The organism is Paraburkholderia acidicola (assembly GCF_002362315.1).
GTDB classification, from domain to species: Bacteria; Pseudomonadota; Gammaproteobacteria; order Burkholderiales; family Burkholderiaceae; genus Paraburkholderia; species Paraburkholderia acidicola.
Genome location: NZ_MTZV01000006.1, coordinates 2213014 through 2235868, shown reverse-complemented (window position 1 = coordinate 2235868; position 22855 = coordinate 2213014). Strand labels below are relative to the sequence as shown.

12 protein-coding genes are annotated in these 22855 nt (G+C 64.3%); 10 read left to right on the top strand and 2 right to left on the bottom strand.

The features are described from left to right. Positions 1-61: 61 nt before the first annotated feature. Entirely contained in the window at positions 62-643 is a 582-nt protein-coding gene (locus BWP39_RS28565) for a sugar dehydrogenase complex small subunit (protein WP_096725561.1), read from the bottom strand. Positions 644-938: 295 nt separating this feature from the next. Between BWP39_RS28565 and BWP39_RS28560 the strand changes: the two genes are divergently transcribed. From BWP39_RS28560 to treY, 8 genes are all read left to right on the top strand, one after another. Beyond that, positions 939-1595, top strand: coding sequence for a DUF1345 domain-containing protein (locus tag BWP39_RS28560; RefSeq protein ID WP_096725560.1), 657 nt, complete (start codon positions 939-941; stop codon positions 1593-1595). 403 nt (positions 1596-1998) lie between these two features. Next, complete coding sequence (locus BWP39_RS28555; protein WP_096725559.1) at positions 1999-5478, top strand: maltotransferase domain-containing protein; 3480 nt, start codon at positions 1999-2001, stop codon at positions 5476-5478. Beyond that, entirely contained in the window at positions 5475-8930 is a 3456-nt protein-coding gene (gene treS / locus BWP39_RS28550) for a maltose alpha-D-glucosyltransferase (protein WP_096725558.1), read from the top strand. Before BWP39_RS28555 ends, treS begins: the two co-directional genes overlap by 4 nt. After that, a complete protein-coding gene (gene glgB, locus BWP39_RS28545; RefSeq protein WP_096725557.1) occupies positions 8923-11145 on the top strand; it encodes a 1,4-alpha-glucan branching protein GlgB in 2223 nt (740 codons plus the stop codon). Before treS ends, glgB begins: the two co-directional genes overlap by 8 nt. A 95-nt stretch (positions 11146-11240) precedes the next feature. Continuing rightward, positions 11241-13496 carry a glycogen debranching protein GlgX gene (glgX, locus tag BWP39_RS28540; RefSeq protein WP_096725556.1) on the top strand — a complete coding sequence of 752 codons (2256 nt, stop codon included), beginning with the start codon at positions 11241-11243 and terminating at the stop codon, positions 13494-13496. Between the two features lie 35 nt (positions 13497-13531). After that, complete coding sequence (gene treZ, locus BWP39_RS28535; RefSeq protein ID WP_096725555.1) at positions 13532-15442, top strand: malto-oligosyltrehalose trehalohydrolase; 1911 nt, start codon at positions 13532-13534, stop codon at positions 15440-15442. Then, the gene (gene malQ / locus BWP39_RS28530; RefSeq protein WP_096725554.1) at positions 15439-17628 is read left to right on the top strand and encodes a 4-alpha-glucanotransferase; all 2190 of its coding nucleotides are present in this window, start codon (positions 15439-15441) and stop codon (positions 17626-17628) included. Before treZ ends, malQ begins: the two co-directional genes overlap by 4 nt. Continuing rightward, complete coding sequence (treY, locus tag BWP39_RS28525) at positions 17625-20510, top strand: malto-oligosyltrehalose synthase (protein WP_096725553.1); 2886 nt, start codon at positions 17625-17627, stop codon at positions 20508-20510. Before malQ ends, treY begins: the two co-directional genes overlap by 4 nt. A gap of 42 nt (positions 20511-20552) precedes the next feature. Here treY and BWP39_RS28520 read toward each other — a convergent pair whose 3' ends face one another. Further along, complete coding sequence (locus BWP39_RS28520; protein ID WP_096725552.1) at positions 20553-21275, bottom strand: sulfite exporter TauE/SafE family protein; 723 nt, start codon at positions 21273-21275, stop codon at positions 20553-20555. Positions 21276-21310: 35 nt separating this feature from the next. On the opposite strand from BWP39_RS28520, the gene BWP39_RS32025 reads away from it, so the two are divergent. Together BWP39_RS32025 and BWP39_RS28515 are read left to right on the top strand one after the other, a co-directional pair. Further along, a complete protein-coding gene (locus tag BWP39_RS32025) occupies positions 21311-21460 on the top strand; it encodes a hypothetical protein (RefSeq protein ID WP_170043912.1) in 150 nt (49 codons plus the stop codon). Further along, positions 21457-22848, top strand: coding sequence for a phospholipase D-like domain-containing protein (locus BWP39_RS28515; RefSeq protein ID WP_170043911.1), 1392 nt, complete (start codon positions 21457-21459; stop codon positions 22846-22848). The genes BWP39_RS32025 and BWP39_RS28515 overlap by 4 nt, the downstream gene beginning before the upstream one ends. Positions 22849-22855: the final 7 nt, after the last annotated feature.

Sequence of the window (22855 nt, the reverse complement as noted above, 5' to 3'; positions counted from 1 at the left end):
GCTGAGGTACGCCGTAACGTCCGCCACGGGCGGCGCACGGCGTGCGAGAGACCGGTGTCGCTCAGACACTGGCGGGCTTCTGGGTCCAGTAGAACGGCACGTCGCGGCAATACGACGGAATCGTCAGGACATCCTTCACGGGTTCGAACATCAGGGCGCGTTCGTAGGCGACCACCTGCACATGCGGCATCTCGCCGACGAGCCCCAGGTACCACGCGCGCATGATCGCGCCGATGGTTTTCGCGAGCGCCGGCTGATCGGTCTGCAACGCCTGTGTCACGGTATCGGACGGCACACCGCCATGGCCCTGCAGCCAGGTGTTGAGCGATGCGACGTTCTGGGTGAACTGGCTGTCGGATTTCGCGAGCGCATCGTAGATGCGCTTGCTGAGTATGGGATCGAATGTGGTGTGGCCGGTCAGCCGCTGCGATAACGCGACGAATGCGTCGAGGCCGCCGCCCGCGGGCGCATCGGCGAACGCGGGAGCAATGCCGAAGAAGCCGGCCCCGACCTGCATACCGGGGCGGCCGGCAACCGCGAAAGCGAGCACCGCGCCTGTCGCGCAGGCGCCGAGCATCCATGCCCTGCGGCTCGCGGAATGCGTCGCCACATGGCGCGCATCGTTCTCTCCAGCATCTGTCATGGGGGCTCCAGATGATGTTGTATTGTGTCAACCGGTGCTGCCGTCACGGCTTGTCGCCATGAAAACCGCACCAGCGGTTCGCCCCAAACCAGGTCGTGTTGTGCCGCTATCGCGGTCTCTGTTATATCGTTGCTGCGTACTCGCGCCAGCCGGTGTTATTCAAGCCTGCGAAAGCTTCATGCAAGGCGGCGCGCAAAAAACTATAGCCTTCGCGCGACATTTCGACAAATCGCCCGGACCCCGCGAGTAGAATCGCCGCAGCCGGTTCCGCGGCTTTCCTTTCTATCACACGCCCATGACCCTCTATCCGCAAGTGCTCCGTAACCGGCCGCGCATGATGATCGCACTGGTCATCGGTATCGTCGCGGCGCTGCTCGTTCCGTCTTCGCTGAAACCGATGGTGCGCGTGCTGATCGCGTGGGACGTCACAGTATGGACGTATCTGGTGCTCATGTGGATCCACATGGCCGCCGCGCATCACGACCAGGTGCGCGAATTCGCCATGCGCGACGACGAGAATGCCGGTGTCGTGCTGGTCGTGATCTGCGTCGCGACGGTTGCGAGCATTGCGGCGATCATCCTCGAACTCTCGGCGGCGAAGGGTAGCAGTAGCACGTCGAGCGTGCTGCACTCGCTGCTTACCGGCTTCACGCTGATCGGCGCGTGGTTCATGATCCCGACCATCTTCACGATGCACTACGCGCGGCTCTACTACAGCTCGGGCACAAACGAGACCGCGTTGCAGTTCCCCGATAGCGCGCTCGATCCGAACTACTGGGACTTCCTGTACTACTCGTTCACGATTGCGGTTGCGTCGCAAACGTCGGACGTGGTCCTGCGCTCGCGCTCGATCCGGCGCGCCACGCTCGCCCAATCGATCCTGTCGTTCTATTTCAATGTCGCGGTGCTCGGTCTGTGCGTCAATATCGCGGCGGGGCTGCTCGGTTCATGAAGGCCGCGTTAAGACCGCGTGAAGACCACATGACAGCCGCGACACGCGGCCTGTAAAACGCGCACGCGCCGCGCCGGTTTTACCCACCTCGCCCATCGCGTCTCCAGGCAAACGTCGCGCTACCCGGCCGCAACCGCTGGCACGGGGTTTGCTGCAGTGCATCCATCCACCGTTCGGGCGTTGCGCGGACCCTCGCCGTCATCGCACTGCCCGCTACGGACGGGATCGCACGTCGCCGGATACAGTCACACACGACAGCGTGTCGATCTTTGCGCTACATTGACTAACAGGTGCTCGCGCCCGCCGCGTGCTCCACGTCATCCGGCTCTGGAAGCCCAATGGGCGGCTGTGATCGCACCTCGCGTGCATCCACGCCGCAGCAGGACGAATCTGGAAACGATCGATGGAAGCTGCTCACGCGTATGCGCCACGGATCTACTTTGTCCACGGTCCTCTTGTCGGGCCGCTCGCTGCGTGGCCCGCGCAGTTCGCCCATGCGGCTGCGCTCGGCTTCGATCATCTGCTGATCGGTGGGTTGTTCCAGCCGGGGCGCGCCGGCCATGCGTTCGTCACCGCCGATCACACGCGGCTGCATCCCGTATTCGCCACCGAGCGGCCAGTTGCCGAGGTTCTCCGCACACTCGCCGTCGCTGCGCGCGCCCACGGGCTGACGCTGCTCGCCGATCTGGCCGTCGACCGGGTTGCCGCCGATGGCGCACTGTACGCAGCACATCCCGACTGGTTCCAGCCGCTCGACAGCGAGGCAGCCCGCCTCGATCCGCGCCACGCGCATCGCGACGACAGCGTCGCGTTGTTCGACTTCACGCGCGATTTCACGCGCAATGATCTGAGCGAAGCGCCGCTCGTCGACTGGTGGACCCAGACGCTGCTCGCGCTTGCCGATGCGGGTCTCGGCGGTTTCCGTTTCGATTCGCCGCATCGCGTGCCGCGTGCGGTCTGGCAACGGCTGCGCGCCGCAGTCCGTGCGCGGTACCCGGCGCTGCGCTTTCTCGCTGCCACGCCCGGTCTCACACGCACCGATCTCGCCGCACTCGAAGGCGCGGGCTTCGACAGCGTGTTTTCGTCGGTGCGCTGGTGGGACTTCCGCGCCGCGTGGATGACCGACGAGCACGCGGCACTGCTGCCGCTCGGCGGGCCCATCGCCTTCCCCGAAGCGCCGTACGACACGCGGCTCGCAGCGGAATTCGCCGGCCGCGATGACGTGGCGCTCGTCGAGCGTGCATATCGTCGGGCACTCAATGTCGCCATCGCCACCGGCACCGGCTGGCTCATGCCGATGGGCTTCGAATACGGTATCGACGAGCCGCTGTCGCTCACTGCCCCCGCGTCGCCTGGGCATGCGGCGCAGTTCGCTACCCATGCGCGCTTCGATCTGTGCAAGACGATCGCCACGGCCAACGCGTTGCAGCGCGACACCTGGCCGCTCAACGCATCGGGCGAACTGCGTACACTAAGCGGCCCAGGCGCGCCCGTCGCGGCGCTGCTGCGCGGCGACACACGCGATCTGCGCAGCGCAAGCGATGCGGTCCTCGTCGTCGTCAATCCCGATCTCACCACTGCGGTGCATGTCGAGCCTGCTCGTTTTCTCGATGGCGTGCCGGGCAATTTCACGCGCTTCCAGTCCATCGATACTTCAGCGCGCCACGCACCGCTACCGCTCGATGCGTTCACGCTCGCGCCCGGCGCCTGCCGGCTGTTCGCGGCGATCGCCGAGGCGCCGGTGCAGCTCGCACCGCCGGTCGACACCGGGCGCGGCAAGGACAGCGGCAAGAAAACCGTGAACGACGCGCTGACAGCGCCGCGTGTCGTGATCGAAAGCGTGTCGCCCGCGGTGGATGGCGGGCGTTTCCCGGTGAAGCGGGTGGTTGGCGAACGCGTCGAAATCCGCGCGGCGATTTTCGCTGAAGGCCACGACAAGATTGCCGCGGCGGTGCAGTGGCACGCCGTCGGCGAAGCCGGCTGGTACACGACGCCGATGACAGTGGCATCGCCCGCCGGCATGGATATGTGGCACGCGCATATTCCGCTCGAGCGGCTCGGGCGGCACGAATTCAGAGTAGTCGCATGGCGCGACGACTTCGCTTCGCTGGTCGATCATGTGCAGAAGAAGCTCAACGTGGGCCAGCCGGTCGATCTCGAACTCGATGAAGCGAAGCAGTTGTTCGAACGGGTGCTCGCGTATCGGGAAACACTGCTGACCGCCTCCTACAGAGGACCGGCCGCCGCACACTTCGCCCCCTTCGTCGCACAGTTCGCGAAGGCCGATACGGCAACCCGCCTTGAACTGCTGTTCGCGCCCGACACGGCCCGTACGATCGCCACCTCAGGCTACCAACCGTTTCTCAGCTACGACCCGGTCGTCTACCCGCTCGACGCCGAACGCACCGCCGCCCGCTTTGCCAGCTGGTACGAAATCTTCCCGCGCTCGATGAGCGACGACGAGCATCGTCACGGCACATTCGCCGACGTGATCGCGAAGCTGCCGCGCATCCGCGACATGGGCTTCGACGTGCTGTATTTCCCGCCGATCCACCCGATCGGCATCGCCAACCGAAAAGGCCGCAACAACACGCTGACCGCGCAACCGGGCGACGTCGGCAGTCCGTATGCGATCGGCGGAGCCGAAGGCGGGCATACGGCCGTGCATCCGGAACTCGGCACGCTCGCCGACTTTCATGCGCTGCTCGGCGCCGCGCGCGAGCACGGCCTCGAAATCGCGCTCGACTTCGCGATCCAGTGTTCGCCCGATCACCCGTGGCTGAAGGAGCATCCGACGTGGTTCGCGTGGCGCCCCGACGGCACGCTGCGCTATGCGGAGAATCCGCCGAAGAAGTATCAGGACATCGTCAACCCCGATTTCTACGCCGACGATGCGAAGCCCGATCTGTGGCTCGCGTTGCGCGACGTGATCCTGTTCTGGATCGATGCGGGCGTGCGTATCTTCCGCGTCGACAACCCGCATACGAAGCCGCTGCCGTTCTGGGAGTGGATGATCGCCGATGTGCGCGCGCGCTATCCGGACACGATCTTCCTCGCGGAAGCGTTCACGCGACCGCGCATGATGTACCGCCTCGCGAAGCTCGGCTTCTCGCAGTCGTACACCTACTTCACGTGGCGCGAATCGAAGCGCGATTTCATCGAATACCTGAGCGAACTCACGCAGACCGAACCGCGCGACTTCTACCGGCCGAACTTCTTCGTCAATACACCGGATATCAACCCGCGGCATCTGCAGTCGTCGGGGCGGGCGGGTTTTCAGATCCGCGCGGCGCTGGCCGCCACGCTGTCGGGACTGTGGGGCGTATATAGCGGCTTCGAGCTGTGCGAAGCCGCCGCGCTGCCCAACAGCGAGGAATACCTCGACTCCGAGAAGTATCAGTTGCGTGCGTGGGACTGGAACCGGCCCGGCAATATCGTCGCTGATATCACGGCGCTGAACCGCATCCGTCGTGCGAACCCCGCCCTCCATTCGCATCTCGGCATCACGTTCCTGCCCGCGCACAACGATCACATCCTGTTCTTCGAGAAAGCCACCGAAGCGCGCGACAACGTACTCGTCGTCGCGATCAATCTCGATCCGTTCAATGAGCAAGGCGCGGACATCGAGCTATCGCAGACAACGTTCGAGCGCTGGCACCTGCACGATCACGCCGCGCTCGAGGTCACCGATGAAATCAGCGGCGCGCGTTTCGAATGGCATGGCCGCTGGCAACACGTGCGCCTCGACCCGGGCGCTCGACCGTTTGCGATCTGGCGCATCGCGCCCGCGGGCGGACTGCCGCCTGCTGAACCCGATGATTCAGGTGCACCCAACCGCCCGCACGCCGCGGACTTCGACTCTCCGAACGAAGGTGCGCAATGACCCGCGAACCACGCGACGATCTTTCTGCCGGGCTGCCGGATGACGACAGCGACATTGGCAGCGCCGTCGGCACGGCAACCCACAGCACGGCAAAGCCACGCACCGCGCGCCGCGTCAAACCTTCCCCGCTGTCCGACGATCCGCTCTGGTACAAGGACGCGATCATCTACCAGGTCCACGTGAAGTCGTTCTTCGATGCGAACAACGACGGCGTCGGCGATTTTCCCGGCCTGCTCGCGAAGCTCGACTACATCGCGGAACTGGGCGTCAACGTGGTCTGGCTGCTGCCGTTCTATCCATCGCCGCGCCGCGACGACGGCTACGACATCGCCGACTATCGCGGCGTGCATCCGGACTACGGCCAGCTCGCCGACGTGCGCCACTTCATTCAGGAAGCGCATGCGCGCGGCATCCGCGTGATCACCGAACTGGTCATCAATCACACCTCCGACCAGCACCCGTGGTTCCAGCGCGCGCGCCGTGCGAAGCCCGGCTCGAATTACCGCAACTACTACGTGTGGTCCGATACCGACAAGAAGTACGAAGAGACGCGCATCATCTTCATCGATACCGAGCCGTCGAACTGGACCTACGACCCGATAGCAGGTGCGTACTACTGGCATCGTTTCTATTCGCATCAGCCCGATCTGAACTTCGACAACCCCGCCGTGCTGCGCGAAGTGCTGCAGGTGATGCGCTTCTGGCTCGATATGGGTATCGACGGACTGCGGCTCGACGCGGTGCCGTATCTGGTCGAACGCGAAGGCACGAACAACGAGAATCTGCCGGAAACGCACGCGGTGCTGAAAAAGATCCGCGCGACAATCGATGCCGAGTATCCGAACCGGATGCTGCTCGCCGAAGCGAACCAGTGGCCGGAAGACGTGCAGGAATATTTTGGCAACGAAGACGAATGCCACATGGCGTTCCACTTCCCGCTGATGCCGCGCATCTACATGGCGATCGCGAGCGAAGACCGCTTCCCGATCATCGACATCATGAAGCAGACACCGGATCTGCTGCCTACCTGCCAGTGGGCGATCTTCCTGCGCAATCACGATGAACTAACGCTCGAAATGGTCACCGATTCCGAGCGCGACTACCTGTGGAACACCTATGCCAGCGACCGCCGCGCGCGCCTGAATCTCGGCATCCGCCGCCGGCTCGCCCCGCTGATGGAGCGCGACCGCCGCCGCATCGAGTTGATCAATTCACTGCTGCTATCGATGCCCGGCACGCCGGTCATCTACTACGGCGACGAACTCGGGATGGGCGACAACATCCACCTCGGCGACCGCGACGGTGTGCGTACACCGATGCAGTGGTCGTCGGATCGCAACGGAGGCTTCTCGCGTGCCGATCCCGAACAGCTCGTGTTGCCGCCGGTGATGGGCGCGCTGTACGGCTTCGATGCAGTGAATGTCGAAGCGCAAAGTCGCGATCCGCATTCGCTGCTGAACTGGACGCGGCGCATGCTCGCCACGCGTCGCGCGAAACATGCGTTCGGGCGCGGCAGCATCCGCTTCCTGCGGCCGGACAATCGCAAGATCCTCGCGTATCTGCGTGAAATGCCGGGCGAAGCGCCGATCCTCTGCGTCGCCAACCTGTCGCGCGCACCGCAGGCGGTCGAACTCGATCTGTCCGAATTCGCCGGCGCGGTGCCGATCGAGATGACTGCGGACTCCGTGTTTCCCGCGATCGGCCAGCTCACCTATCTGCTGACGTTCCCGCCGTACGGCTTCCTGTGGTTCCTGCTCTGCGAAGGCGGCGCGCGCCCCACGTGGAGCCAGCCGGCCTCCGAGCCGCTGCCCGAATTCGTCACCATCGTGATCCGCGAAGGCCAGGCCGGACCGACACCGGAAAACGTGCGACTGCTCGAATCGGAGGTACTGCCTTCGTGGTTGAGCCGGCGCCGCTGGTTTGCATCGAAAGACCAGAAGCTGAATGCCGTGCGTCTCGCCGCGCTCACGACCATCCCGAACGGCGGCTTCGCGTTCACCGAGATCGAAGCGGACGTCGGCGATCACACCGAACGCTATGTCGTGCCGATCGCGATCTCGTGGGGCGCCGACACCACGACGCCGCTCTTCATGCAGCTCGCGCTGGCTCGCGTGCGCCGCAACCGTACGATCGGTCACCTGACCGACGCGTTCTCGTTGCCGCTTTTTGCGCATGGTGTGCTGCGCAAATTGCGCGAACGCGCAGTCGTGCCTACCGTGCAGAAAAGCGAAATCTGCTTCGTGCCGACCACGCGTTTCGACGAACTCGAACTCGGCGAACGACCTGATGTCCGCTGGCTCGCGGCCGAGCAAAGCAACAGCTCGCTCGTGATCGCCGACGTCGCCGTGCTGAAGCTCGTGCGACGGCTGCTGGACGGCGTGCATCCCGAAGCGGAGATGAGTCGTTATCTGACCCAGCTCGGCTATGCGAATACGGCGCCGCTGTATGGCGAAGTGGTGCGCGTCGACCCGGCCGGTGTGCCGCACACGCTGGCCATCCTGCAAGGCTTCATCGATAACCAGGGCGACGCATGGAACTGGGCGCTCGACTATCTGCGCCGCACCATCGACGATCTCGCGCACGTCGGCGACTCGCACGACCAGGCTCCGGATCGCACGCAGGACGAAGCGGACGCGACGGCCGGCTATAGCGCACTGGCCGGCGTCATCGGTAAACGGCTCGGCGAACTGCACGTCGCACTCGCCTCACCGTGCGACGATCCCGCGTTCGCGCCCGAGCCCGCTGATGCCGCACAGATTCGCGCGTGGATCGACGGCACACAGTCGATGCTCGCTTCAGCACTCGATGTGCTCGCGAGACAGCTCAACCATCTGAACGACGACACGCTCGATCTCGCGCGTGCCCTGCTCGATCGCCGCGCCGCACTGAGCGACGCGGTCGAACATCTGGTGAGCGCCGATGCGGGCGCGCTGTGCACGCGCATCCACGGCGATTTTCATCTGGGCCAGGTGCTGGTCGCACAGGGCGATGCGTTCCTGATCGACTTCGAAGGCGAGCCGGCGCGCACGCTCGCCGAGCGGCGTATGAAGTCGAGCCCGCTGCGCGATGTGGCCGGATTGTTACGCTCGCTGTCGTACGCTAGCGCCGCCGCGCAATCGACCACGGAAAGCGCGCCGCAACAGACCGCCGAGCGCAAACGCGCACTGTTCGAGCGCTTCCGCGCCGGTGCCGCCGAACGTTTTCTCGACGAATACCGCATCGCAGTCGCGGCAGCATCGCAGCCGCTGGTCGCCGCGACGAGCGAGCAAGCGCTACTCGATCTGTTCCTGATCGAGAAAGCAGCCTACGAAATCCGCTACGAAGCGGCCAACCGACCGACCTGGATCGGCTTACCGGTGCGCGGACTCGCAGCACTGACAAGCCGCCTGCTCGGCGAGCCCCTGCATGCACCCGATGCGACACCACTCGCGCCCGAAGGCGACCATGACTGACCAAAACGATCGACAGACTGCAGCAGATCTGCCTGCCATCGACATCGACGCGCTCGTCGAGGCGCGCCATCCCGATCCGTTCGCACAGCTCGGGCCGCATCGCACGGAGGCGGGCACGATCGTGCGCGTGCTGCTGCCGAACGCAGCAGGAGTAAGTATCGTCGCACGCGATGACGGCAAACTGCTCGGCGAGTTGCAGTCGCTGCATCCGGGCGGCCTCTTTGCCGGCGTGATCGAAAGCGATGTGCCGTACAAGCTGCGTATCGACTGGCATGGCACGGTGCAAGAGGTCGAAGACGCTTATGCATTTCCCCCCGTGCTGCCTGACGAACCGTTGCGCCGTGTCGCGCAGGGCGATCCGTATGCGGTGCTCGAATGTCTCGGCTCGCGCCCGCTCGTTGTCGACGGTGTGCCCGGCGTGCGCTTCGCGGTGTGGGCGCCGAATGCGCGGCGCGTGTCGGTGGTCGGTGACTTCAACGCCTGGGACGGGCGGCGTCATCCGATGCGCGTTCGTCACGAGGCCGGTGTGTGGGAGCTGTTCGTGCCGCGCATCGGTGCGGGTGCGCGCTACAAGTACGAGATCCTCGCACGCGACGGCCATGCGCTGCCACTGAAGGCCGACCCGTGCGCGATGCAGACTGAACGGCCGCCCGCGACTGCGTCGATCGTGGCGGATGCCGATGCGATCGAACGTTTTGCGTGGACCGACGCTGCGTGGATGCAGTCGCGTGGCGAGCGCCAGACCGAACATAAACCGCTTTCGATCTACGAAGTCCACGCGGAGTCGTGGCTACGCGTCAACGAAGGCGGTCAGCGCAATCTCGACTGGGATGAACTCGCGGACCGGCTGATCCCGTATGTGAAGGAAATGGGGTTCACTCACGTCGAGTTCATGCCGATCGCCGAGCATCCGTTTGGTGGTTCGTGGGGTTATCAGCCGCTGTCGCAGTTCGCGCCGTCTGCGCGTTTTGGCGCGCCGCAGCGCTTCGCGCATTTTGTCGATCGCGCGCACGAAGCGGGACTCGGCGTGATCCTCGACTGGGTGCCCGCGCATTTTCCCAACGATGCGCATGGTCTGGTCGAGTTCGACGGTACGCCGCTTTACGAGCACACCGATCCACGCGAGGGCTACCACCCCGACTGGAACACGATGATCTACAACCTCGGCCGCAACGAGGTGAGCGCGTTCCTGATCGCCTCGGCGCTGGCGTGGTTGATGCGCTATCACGTCGATGCGTTGCGCGTCGACGCGGTGGCCTCGATGCTGTATCGCGACTATTCGCGTGCGGCTGGCGAGTGGGTGCCGAATATCTACGGCGGCCGCGAGAATCTCGAATCGATTGCGTTTCTGAAGCGGCTGAACCATGAGGTCGCTTACGTGCCCGATGTGCGTGGTGCGATCACGATCGCCGAGGAATCGACTGCATGGCCTGGCGTGACCGCACGTATCGAAGATGGCGGGCTCGGCTTCCAGTTCAAGTGGAATATGGGCTGGATGCACGACACGCTGCACTACCTGCACGAAGATCCGATCCATCGTCGCTACCACCATCACAACATGACGTTCGGCATGGTGTACGCGTATTCCGAACGCTTCGTGCTGCCGCTTTCACACGACGAAGTCGTGCATGGCAAGGGCTCGCTGCTCGGCAAGATGCCCGGCGACCGCTGGCAACGCTTCGCGAACCTGCGCGCGTATTTCGGTTTCATGTGGGCGCATCCGGGCAAGAAGCTGATGTTCATGGGCGGTGAATTCGCGCAGATGGCGGAGTTCGATCACGACACGTCGCCGCACTGGCATCTGCTCGACGATCCGCTGCACCACGGCGTGCAGAAACTCGTGCGCGACCTGAACCGGTTGTATGCGGAAGAGCCGGCACTGCATGCGCTCGATAGCGATCCTGCTGGCTTCGGCTGGCTGATCGGCGACGACGCCGACAACAGTGTGTTCGCGTTTCGCCGCACCGACGGACACGGTCGCGAAGTCATCGCGATCAGCAACTTCACACCGGTGCCACGCATCGGCTACCGGCTCGGTATGCCGCGCGCGGGCCGCTGGGTCGAGGTGCTGAATACCGATGCGAGCTTCTACGGCGGCTCGAACGTCGGCAACGGCGGGTTAATTCACACGGAAGACATCGCGAGTCACGGCAGGCCGCAATCGGCTGCACTGATCTTGCCTCCGCTCGCGACTATCGTGCTGCGGGCCGATTGAAGGATTGAAGAACAACGTGCTGTCTGGCATGTCGCAGCACGTGAATGACAACAGGGCGAACAGAACAACTGATGAGAAAAACCGGAACGGGATTCATGTCGCACGTTTTGCCCAATCGACTTGCGCCGGGCGTGCCTTATCCACTCGGCGCGAGTTGGGATGGCCTCGGCGTGAACTTCGCCGTGTTCTCGGCGAACGCGGAGAAGATCGAATTGTGCCTGTTCGATCCCACCGGTCGTAAGGAACTTGCGCGGCTCGCGCTACCGGAATGCACCGACGAGGTCTGGCACGGCTATCTGCCGAACGCGCATCCGGGCACCGTGTACGGTTTTCGCGCGCATGGTCCGTATCAACCGCAGCATGGACACCGCTTCAATCCGCACAAGTTGCTGCTCGACCCGTACGCACGCAAGCTGGTTGGCCAGTTCCGCTGGTCCGATGCGCTGTTTGGCTACCGCATGCATTCGAACCGGCTCGATCTGTCGATCGACCGGCGCGATTCGGCGCCCGCGATGCCGAAGTGCGTCGTCGTCGATGAAGCATTCGACTGGTCGCACGACACGCGCCCGAACGTGCCGTGGGGCGAAACGGTGATCTACGAAACGCATGTCCGCGGCACGTCGATGCGGCGGCACGATCTGCGTGCCCATGAGCGCGGCACGTTTTCTGCGCTCTCGTCGCCGGAATTCATCGATCATCTGCGCAAGCTCGGTGTCACCGCAGTCGAGCTGCTGCCCGTGCACGCGTTCCTCAACGACCGCTTTCTGGTGGAGCGCGACCTGCGTAACTACTGGGGCTACAACACGGCGGCGTTTTTCGCGCCGGAACCGTCGTACCTGTCGACGCATCGTCTCGACGAAATGCGCATCGCGATACGCCAGCTGCACGCGGCCGGCATCGAAGTAATTCTCGACGTCGTGTACAACCACACGTGCGAAGGCGGCGAACTGGGGCCGACCATCTCGTGGCGCGGTCTCGACAACGCAAGCTACTACCGCCTGATACCCGGCGACGAACGTCATCACATTAACGACACCGGCTGCGGCAATACGTTGAACGTGCCGCAGCCACGTGTGCTGCAAATGATCACCGACTCGCTGCGTTACTGGGCCACGGCATTCAACATCGACGGTTTCCGTTTCGATCTCGGTGTGACACTCGGGCGCGAGCACACGGGTTTCGATCCGGGTTCGGGCTTCTTCGACGCGCTGCGTCAGGACCCGGTGCTCGCGCAACGCAAGCTGATCTCCGAGCCGTGGGACATCGGCCCGGGCGGCTATCAGCTCGGCAACCATCCGCCGGGTTTCGGCGAATGGAACGACCGCTATCGCGACACCGTGCGGCGTTTCTGGCGCGGCGACGCGGGGCTGCGGCCCGATCTGGCCGCTCGTCTGACGGGGTCCGCCGATCTGTTTAACCGGCGTCATCGCAAGCCGTGGGCGTCGGTGAATTACGTCGCGTCGCATGACGGCTATACGCTCGCCGATCTCGTGTCGTATGAGCAGAAGCACAACGAGATCAACGGCGAGAACAACAACGACGGTCACAACGAGAATTGCAGTTCGAACTGGGGCGCGGAAGGTCCGAGCGACGACCCAGCAATCGTCGCCACGCGTGCGCGTGTTGCGCGTTCGCTGCTGGCCACGCTATTCGTCTCACTCGGCACACCGATGCTGCTGGCCGGTGACGAAAGCGGACGCACCCAGCAGGGCAACAACAACGCGTACTGCCAGGACAACGATATTTCGTGGATCGACTGGGAGCGCGCGGCGACCGACGACGGGCGACGCATGACCGCTTTCGTCGCGCGGCTGATCGCATTGCGCAAGCAACATCCGTTGCTGCGCGAAACGCGCTTCCTGTTTGGCGATCGCGAGGTATTGCCGGGCGTGCACGATATCGGCTGGTTCGACGAACGCGGCGAACCGCTCTCCACCGAAGCATGGCAGGACACCGAGGGACGCGCACTGACCTTGCGCCGCGCCGGTCCAGGACGCGATGGTGAAACGGAAGTATTGTTGATGATGCTGAACGCGTCGGCCAATACGCTGCAATTCACGCCGCCTGCGCCACAGCTGGAATGGTACGTGCTGCTCGATACGGCACAGTCCGACGTGGCGCCGTATGCGCTCACCGCACCGCAGTTGTCGATCGAAGCGCACGGTTTCGCGTTACTGGCCGCGCAACCGACTGGCACCGCTGACTGGTTCGCCGCATGGCGTGCCGCCGAGCGTGTTCTGGCAACGCCGCCTGCGGAGCCATCCGATATTGCAGTCAGCACAGCACCACCAGACGAAGCTATCGGCAACGACGAAGTTGATGAATCTGACGAAGGCCCACCGCAAGCTTGACGATGCGGCGGCATGCAACCGAAGGGTTATTCACCATGTCCGAACATCCGATCGATCCTCACGCGCATCATCATGCGCATTGCCTGCCGTTCGGTGCACAGCTGGTCGGTGCGACGAGTGCCAAACCGCGCACGCGGTTTCGCTTCTGGGCGCCGTCGTGCAACGCTGTGCAGGTGACGATCGAGAGTGGTCCGCAGCCGGGTACGGTCGACATGACGCCGACCGGTAACGGCTGGTTCGAGGCCGAAGCCGCGTGTGGCGCGGGCGCGCTGTACCAGTTCCGGCTTGACAGCGGCCTTGCGGTGCCCGACCCCGCGTCGCGCTTCCAGCCGCAGGACGTGCATGGCCCAAGCGAAGTGATCGATCCGCGCGCGTATGCGTGGCAGCACACGCGCTGGCACGGCAGGCCGTGGGAAGAAGCGGTGCTGTACGAGCTGCATGTGGGCGCGCTCGGCGGCTATGCGGGGGTGGCGAAACGATTGCCCGCGCTTGTGGAACTCGGTGTCACCGCCATCGAACTGATGCCGCTCAACGATTTCCCCGGCGCCCGTAACTGGGGCTACGACGGCGTGTTGCCGTATGCGCCCGATTCGTCCTACGGCCGCCCCGACGAACTGAAAGCGCTGATCGATACCGCACACGGGCTCGGCCTCGCCGTGCTGCTCGACGTCGTGTACAACCACTTCGGTCCGGACGGCAACTATCTGAACCAGTATGCGAAGTCGTTCTTCCGCAATGGCACGCACACACCGTGGGGTCAGGCCATCGATTTTTCGCGGACCGAAGTGCGCGAGTTCTTCTTCGACAACGCACTCTACTGGCTCAACGAATATCGCTTCGACGGTTTGCGTATCGACGCGGTACACGCCATCGCCAACGACGAGTGGCTGCGCGAACTCGCCGACCACATCCGCGCGAAGATGCAGCACGGCCGGCATGTCTATCTCGTGCTCGAGAACGAACGCAACACCGCGAGTCTGCTCGACACAGATTTCGACGCGCAATGGAACGACGACGCGCACAACACGCTGCATGTGCTGCTAACGGGCGAACACGACGGCTACTATCGCGCGTATGCCGAGCAGCCCATTCGCAAGCTCGCACGCGTGCTCGGTGAAGGTTTTGCGTATCAGGGCGAAGGCTCGCCGATTCACGACGGCGCACCACGCGGCGAAGCGAGCGCGCATCTGCCGCCTACCTCGTTCGTAATGTTCCTGCAGAACCACGACCAGATCGGCAACCGCGCATTCGGCGAACGGCTGCGCACGCTGTGTTCCGACGACGCGCTGCGCGCGGCCACGGCGCTGTTGCTGCTGTCGCCGCAAATCCCGATGCTGTTCATGGACGAAGAGTACGGGTCTGAGCAGCCGTTCCTGTTTTTCACCGACTACACCGGCGACCTAGCCGAAGCGGTACGTGAAGGACGTCGCCGCGAGTTCGCCCGCTTCCCGGCGTTCAGCGACGAAAGCCGCCGCGCGCAGATTCCCGATCCGAACGATCCGCGCACGTTTGCGGCATCGTCGCCGGCCGATGCGCCGGACGCAGACGCGAACGAACGGCGCAGCTGGATGCACTTCTACAAATCGGCGTTAACGGTGCGCGCAAAACTGATTGCTCCGCGACTCGCACACGCAAGAGCGTTAGGCGCAAACGTGCTCGCCACAAAAAACGGCACCGATGCCGATGCACTGGTCGCACGCTGGCGGCTCGGCGATGGGCAGACGCTGTCGATTGCCTTGAACCTCTCGCGCGACGCCGTGCTGCTACCCGTAGACGCAAAACCCGACGGCAAGATCATCTTCGAAACACCACCGCGCGCACGCGAGCGCGCCGACGCGCACGAACTGCCGGCCTACGCGTGCATCGCGTGGCTAACCGGCGACGTCGGCGAATACGCGCTGCATCACGACGCGCGCAAGTTCACGCATCCGGAGCAGCACGCATGACTGCCACTCGACGTTCCACCGATACGATCGACAGCCTCGCGGCGCGCGCGGGCTTCGAGGTCGAATGGTTCGATGCGCACGGAACGACACAGCGCGTGCCCGACGAAACGCTCGCGTTGCTGCTTGAATGCCTCGGTCTGTCATGCGGCACGGCCACGCAGATGCGGCACAGCACGGCGTTGATCGACAGCGAACAGTCCGGACGCAGACTACCGCCGCTGCTGACTGCCGAATGCGAGCGCGGCATCGCGTTGCCCGCATCGTCGATCCGCTCGGGCAGCCGCTATCGGATCGAGCTGGAAAGTGGTGCGGTGATCGATGGTCGCTTCACTGCGCCGAAGGGCGAGATCGCGCTGTTGTCACCGATCAGCGAAGCCGGTTATCACACGCTCGTCATCAACGAACAACGTATCACGCTCGCCGTCGCGCCGCCGCGCTGCTATACCGTCGCCGATGCGTGGCAAACGCAACACGGCGCGGGTTCGCAACCGCCGCCGTTATGGGGCATCGGTGCGCAATTGTATGGATTGCGGCGCAACGGCGACGGCGGCATCGGCGATTATTCGGCGCTTGCCGCCGTCGCAATCGAGAGTGCGAAACATGGCGCGCATGCGCTTGCAGTCAGCCCGACGCATGCGATGTTCAGCGCCGCGCCGCAGAACTTCAGTCCGTATTCGCCATCGTCGCGGCTCTGGGTGAACGTCGCGCATATCGATCCGGCCGCGGTGTTCGGCGCCGATCTCGCACGTGCGGCAATCGAGTCTTCGCACGCCGCCGGCGCGTGGCAGACACTCGAACAGTTACCGTTAATCGACTGGCCGCAGGCGGTGCCGCTCAAGCTCAAGGTATTGCGTGCGTTGTTCGAGCGCTTCTGCTCGCATGAACGCACGCCACCGGGTCCGCGCGCGCTCGAGTTTCACGGCTTCTGCGAGCGCGGTGGCCGCGCGCTCGAAGATCACGCACGCTTCGAAGCGCTGCACGCGCATCAGCTCGCGCAGGACAACAGCTCGGGCTACTGGCGCGACTGGCCCGAGGCGTTGCAGGACCCGCGCAGCGCAGAAGTCGAAGCCTTCGCCCAGGCGCATCGCCACGAGGTCGAGTTTCATCTGTTCCTGCAATGGCTCGCGGCCAAAGGGTTGTCGCATGCGCAGCACGCCGCGCGCGATGCCGGTATGGCGGTCGGATTGATTGCCGATCTCGCCGTCGGTTGCGATAGCGGCGGTAGTCACGCATGGTCGTATCGCGACGACATGCTGCAACGCGTGTCGGTTGGCGCGCCGCCCGACCTGTTCAACCAGGCCGGCCAGGCATGGGGCCTGACGACGTTCTCGCCGCGCGCGATGCGCAACCAGGGCTTCACTGCATTCATCGACATGCTGCGTGCGGCGTTCGCGCACGCGGGCGGGATCCGCATCGATCACATCCTCGGCCTGCGACGCCTGTGGCTCGTGCCCGACGGCGCGCACGCAAAAGACGGCGCCTATCTGCGCTATCCGCTCGACGACCTGCTACGGCTGATCGCGCTCGAATCGTGGCGGCATCGCGCGATCGTGATCGGCGAGGACCTCGGTACGGTACCGTCGGGTTTTCGCGAACGGCTCACTGACCACGGCCTCGCCGGTATTCGCGTGATGTGGTTCGAATGGAGCGACGGCGGCGCCGGCTTCAAGGCACCGCGCGCCTGGGATGCGAACGCGCTCGCGACCACGACGACGCATGACCTGCCGACAGTGACCGGCTGGTGGCGCGGCGAGGACATTGCATGGCGCAATCGCATCGGCCAGACGCTGCCGCGTGCGGATGGCCGCGACCCGGTGCAACTCGCGCTCGACGAACGCGCGGCGCATCGCGAGGCGCTGTGGCGCGCCTTCCAGCACGCCGGTGTCGCTGCGCACGACATGCCCCCGCCATCGCAGGACAACGCGCCCGTCGACGAAGCGCTGGCGTTCGTCGCCGCGACGCCTGCACCGCTCGTCGCCTATCCGCTCGAGGATCTGCTTGCGCTAACCGATCAACCGAACCTGCCAGGTTCGATCGACGAGCATCCGAACTGGCGTCGTCGTCTGACGTTGCCGGTCGACGAACTCTTCGCGGACCCGACGTTCTGCGACCGGCTGCTTGCCGTCGACCGCGCGCGTCGCGCTTCTGCTTCTGCTTCTGCTTCCTCGCAGTCCGATACGCCATGACTGCCCCACGCGCCACGCTCAGGCTCCAGTTCCACCGGAACTTCACGTTCGACGACGCGCTCGCCCAGCTCGACTATTTCGCCATGCTCGGTGTGAGCCATCTGTACGCGTCGCCGATTACGACTGCGCAACCTGGCTCGCTGCACGGCTACGACGCCGTCGACTACAGCCAGATCAGCGAGGAATGCGGCGGCGAAGCGGCGCTCAAGCGACTTGCCGACGCGCTGCACGCACGAGGGATGGGGCTGATCGTCGACGTCGTGCCGAACCACATGGGCGTGGGTGGTGCGCACAACGTGTGGTGGCTCGACATCCTCGAATGGGGACGGCATAGCGTGTATGCGCGACACTTCGATGTCGACTGGCACTCGCCCGATCCTGCGCTGCGCGGCAAGGTACTGGTGCCGTTTCTCGGCGGGTCGTATGGCGACGAGCTGAATGCAGGCAACATCGTGTTGCGCTTTGCGCCAGATAGCGGGCGACTGTTGATTGGCTACGGCGAACATGTCTGCCCCGTGTGCCCGGTCGATTACCCATCCGTCCTGCAAGCCGCGAATCATGCGGATTTGAATGCACTGGCCGAACGCTTCGTGGGACTCACCACGCAACCCACCGATCATCCGCGCGCCGCCGCGGCACGCGATGCGTTGCGCGACTACGCGGCGCAGCACGGCACGGCCGCGATCGAAGCGGCATTGCAAACCTATGTGCCGGCTGCCGGCGAAGCTGCCGACTCCGCCAATGCGCTGGCCGCACGCGACCGTCTACATCGTCTGCTCGAACGCCAACACTTCCGGCTTGCGTGGTGGCGCACGGCATCCGATGAGGTCAACTGGCGACGCTTCTTCGACATCGGCGCGCTGGCCGGTGTACGCGTCGAGCGATCCGAAGTATTCGAAGCGGTGCATGCGCTGATATTCCGGCTGTACGCGGAAGGCACGATCGACGGTGTGCGCATCGATCATATCGACGGTCTCGCCGAGCCGCGCGAGTATTGTCAGCGGCTGCGGCAGCGGCTCATGGAACTGCGCAGCGATGCGCCCTACCTCGTGGTGGAGAAAATTCTCGCGCGCGATGAAACGCTGCGCGAAGACTGGCCCGTCGATGGCACGACCGGCTACGATTTCATGAACGACGTCGGTGCGCTGCTGCACGATCCTGCCGGCGCCGAACCGCTTGCGGCAACGTGGGCCGAACTGAGCGGGCGCAGCGCGGTATTCGCCGACGAAGCGCTTGCGGCACGGCGCAAGATGCTCGCGGAGAATCTCTCGGCGGAACTGGACCGCGCGGCCCGCGCGTTGCACCGCATCGCGCGCGAAAGCACGACTACGCGCGACTTCACGTTCACTGCGATCCGGCGGGTACTCGCAGAACTGGTCGCGCATTTCCCGGTGTACCGGATCTATCCGCAGAATGGTGTGCGCGGCGAAACCGACAACGTGTGGTTCGATGCGGCGCTCGATGCCGCGAAGCGCGTGTTGCCGCTGGCCGATCATGCGGTGCTCGAGCGTGTCGATGCGTGGCTTGGTCGAACTGCTTTGGACGGCGACGACAATGGAGCGCCGGGTAACGCTGGAGCCACGCAGAACAGCCACGCGGTGATCTCGCGCCGCACGGCTCAGACGGTGTTCGCGCAAGTCACCGCGCCCGTCGCGGCGAAAGCGATCGAAGACACCGCGGGTTATCGCTACGGCCGTCTGCTGTCGCGCAACGAGGTCGGCTCCGATCCTGGCGAATTCGCGCTGACAGTCGAGCAGTTTCATGCAACCAACCTCGCTCGCGCGCGGCGCTTTCCGCACGCGCTGCTGGCTACCGCGACGCACGATCACAAGCGCGGCGAAGACCTGCGCGCGCGGCTCGCGGTGTTAAGCGAGATCGCACACGACTGGAGCGCGACGCTGCGGCGCTGGTCGACGCTGAATGCGCCGCATCGGCGGATGCCGGATGCAAGTGCTGGTGCGCATGCGGCGTCGGGCAACGAGAGCGAGCACTGGGCGCCGGGCGTTGCCGCAGAAGCACTGCTCTATCAAACGCTGGTGGGTTGCTGGCCGCTCGATCTCGCACCCAACGACGCTGCCAGCATCGAAGCGCTCGCGGAACGCGTCGCGCAATGGCAATTGAAGGCGCTGCGCGAAGCCAAGCTGCGCACCGGATGGCGCGTGCACGATGAAACCTATGAGCACGCCTGCCGCGATTTTCTGTTCGATATCCTCGCGCCGCAGCGGCGCGACGGGTTCCTGCATGAGTTGTCGGAGGTCGTCGCGCGCATTGCGCGCGCGGGGGCGATCAACAGCCTGCAGCAGACGGTGCTTCGACTGACCTCGCCAGGCGTGCCCGATCTGTATCAGGGCACCGAACTGTGGGACTTCAGCCTCGTCGATCCAGACAACCGCCGGCCGGTCGATTTCGCACAGCGTCACGCGTGGCTCGCCGAATCGGTCGATACGCCGCCCTCGGCGCATCTCGTCGACTGGCGTAGCGGCCGAGTGAAACTCGCGGTCGTGCAGCGCGGCCTCGCGCTGCGCACGCATCTGCCTGCGTTGCTGAGCGACGGTGTGTATCTGCCGCTCGAGGTGCAAGGCGCGCATGCCGCACATGCAATCGCATTCGCGCGGCGACATGGCAATGCGTGGGCCGTCGTCATCGCGACGCGGCTCGCGATGACGTTGCTCGATCCTGATGGCGATACGCCGTGGGTGAACAGTGACGCATGGGGCGACACCGCGGTCGTGCTGCCCGGCGATCTCGCCTCGCGCGCGCTGTTCGATTGTCTGAGCCCGGCCGCGCCGAAAGTCGACGACACGGGCCTGCTGTATCTGCGCGATGCGCTTGCGGCGATGCCGGTGGCTATACTCGTCGAAGATGGTGTGCCGCGTACGTAGGGCAGTCACCACCACACAGTTGATCACACTACACGTACAAGACTACCGTCCCGCCGCCCACAACAACGACAACCCCGACGACAGCATCAACCCGTCGACCACCAGCCGAAACGTCTGCGGACTCATCCGCAGCACGATGTGCCGCGCCGCAAACGACCCCGTCATCAACGCAGACCCAATGATCAACCCGCTGAACACCACGCTCGGCGGCAACGCGCCAAAGTGCCGGAAAACAGCGACCTTGGCGACATACACAGCGACGGAACCCGCGGCCTCGGTTGCGAGAAAAGCACCTTTAACAAGGCCATACGACATGAACACGGGCACGGTAATCGGCCCCGTCGACACAACGATGCCCGTCAGAAAACCCACCACACCGCCAATCAGCGCAAGTTGCAGCAGCGTGAAACGAATTGCGCGCCGCGCGAGCCAGCGCCGGGTCGGCACCATCGCGACGAAGAACACACCGAGCGCCAGCTCCACCGCATGCGGCGGCAACGCCAGCAGCGTGCGGACACCGAGCGCGGCGCCAGGCACCGCCGTTGCGCAATAAGCCCCGCAGGCGCGCCAGTCGATCTCGCGCCACCACGCGAGCACCTTGCCCAGATTGCCCATGATCGCGGCGATCGCCATGATCGGCACCGCCTGTTGCGGGCCGAAGGACATCACGAGTACGGGCATCAGCAGCATCGACGAGCCGGTGCCGATCACACCGCTCAACACGCCGGCGACCAGACCGACGCTGAGTACGAGGAGGTATTCCATGTGTTCCCTGAAGATCCTCACCAACCGATTGACCGATGAAGGCGCAAGCAATGCCCGCGAAAGTATTCCCGATTCCCGGCGAGTTGTCATCGAGCGTGCAGACTGCAGCCCCGAAGGCGATCCAGCAATCTATCCGCAAGGAAACTCCTGCAGAATCACGAGCATCGCGCGAGGAGCATCCATGAACGCAGTCGACACACAAGCCGCATCCGTCCCGCCCATCCAGTCCGGCTCCTATCCGTTGCGCACTGGAAACCTGCTGCGACCGCTAGTCGATAGCGGGCCCACCTTCCGCAGACTGTGCGAGGCAATCGATCACGCGCAACGCAGCGTCTGGCTCGCCGTGACCTTCATCGACCCTGATTTCCAGATGCCGGACAACCGCGGCACGATATTCGATGTGCTCGATCGCGCTGCGGCACGCGGACTCGACGTGCGCGTGATTTTCTGGCGTCCGCTCGAGCAGAGCAGCCGATACGGCAAAACCTTCGCGGGCACACCGGAAGATCATGCAGTGCTGCGCGGCAGAAACATTCGCTTCAAGGCGCGATGGGACTGCGCAGTCGATCGTTTCGTCCAGCATCAGAAGTTCTGGCTGATGGACGCCGGTGCAGAATCGGAGACAGCGTTTATCGGTGGCATCAATCCGACGTTCGGATGCTTCGAACCGGGCCACGACGGCGCGGGCCACCGCCACGACTTCTATGTCGAAGTCACGGGGCCGTGCTGCAGCGATGTGCATCACAACTTCGTGCAGCGCTGGAACGAAGCGAGCGAGCGCAACAAGGCCGATGGATGCTGGAACAACGATGACGGCGACAGGTTGCCCTTTCCTGTCCGCATCTCCGCATCGCGCGGTGAAAGCGCGGTGCAGATTCAGCGAAACATGCACGCGGGTCTCTACGACGAAAGGACGCCGACGCCCGATGGCACCACCTACGATCTGTCGAAAGGCGAACGGTCGATCACCGATCAATACCTGCTGGCCATCGCAGCGGCCCGCCATTCGATCTACATCGAGAACCAGGCGCTGCCGGTTCCCGAAATCGCCCGGCCGCTCGAGCAGGCGCTAAAACGCGGCGTCGAAATCGTCATGCTGGTTCCCGCGGAACCAGAGGACCCGTACGGCCAATGGCGACGCGACCCTACAAGGCAAGGGCTCTTCGATCACATCGATGTGCTCGGGCAATATGCAAACTTCACGCTGGCGGGAATCGCAGGACGCACGGCGGAAGGAACGCGCAGCAGCGTCTATGTCCATTCGAAGATCATGCTGATCGATGACGAATGGGCGACGCTCGGGTCCTGCAACCTGCATTCGAATTCGCTGTTCGGTCATGGCGAACTGAACGCGACGGTCTGGGACCGGGATAGGGTTCGCAGTCTGCGCTGCCGGTTGCTGTCCGAGCATCTGGATGAGGACACGGCTCAACTTGAGAGTCACACCGCATTGCGCCTCTTCAGGCGTATCGCTCAGGAAAACACCGCGCGGCTGAAGCTCGGACAATACGACTGGCAGGGCCTCGCCATATCGCTCGATCCTGCCACGTATGGAAGTACGCGCATTCTGTGAGCGCGAA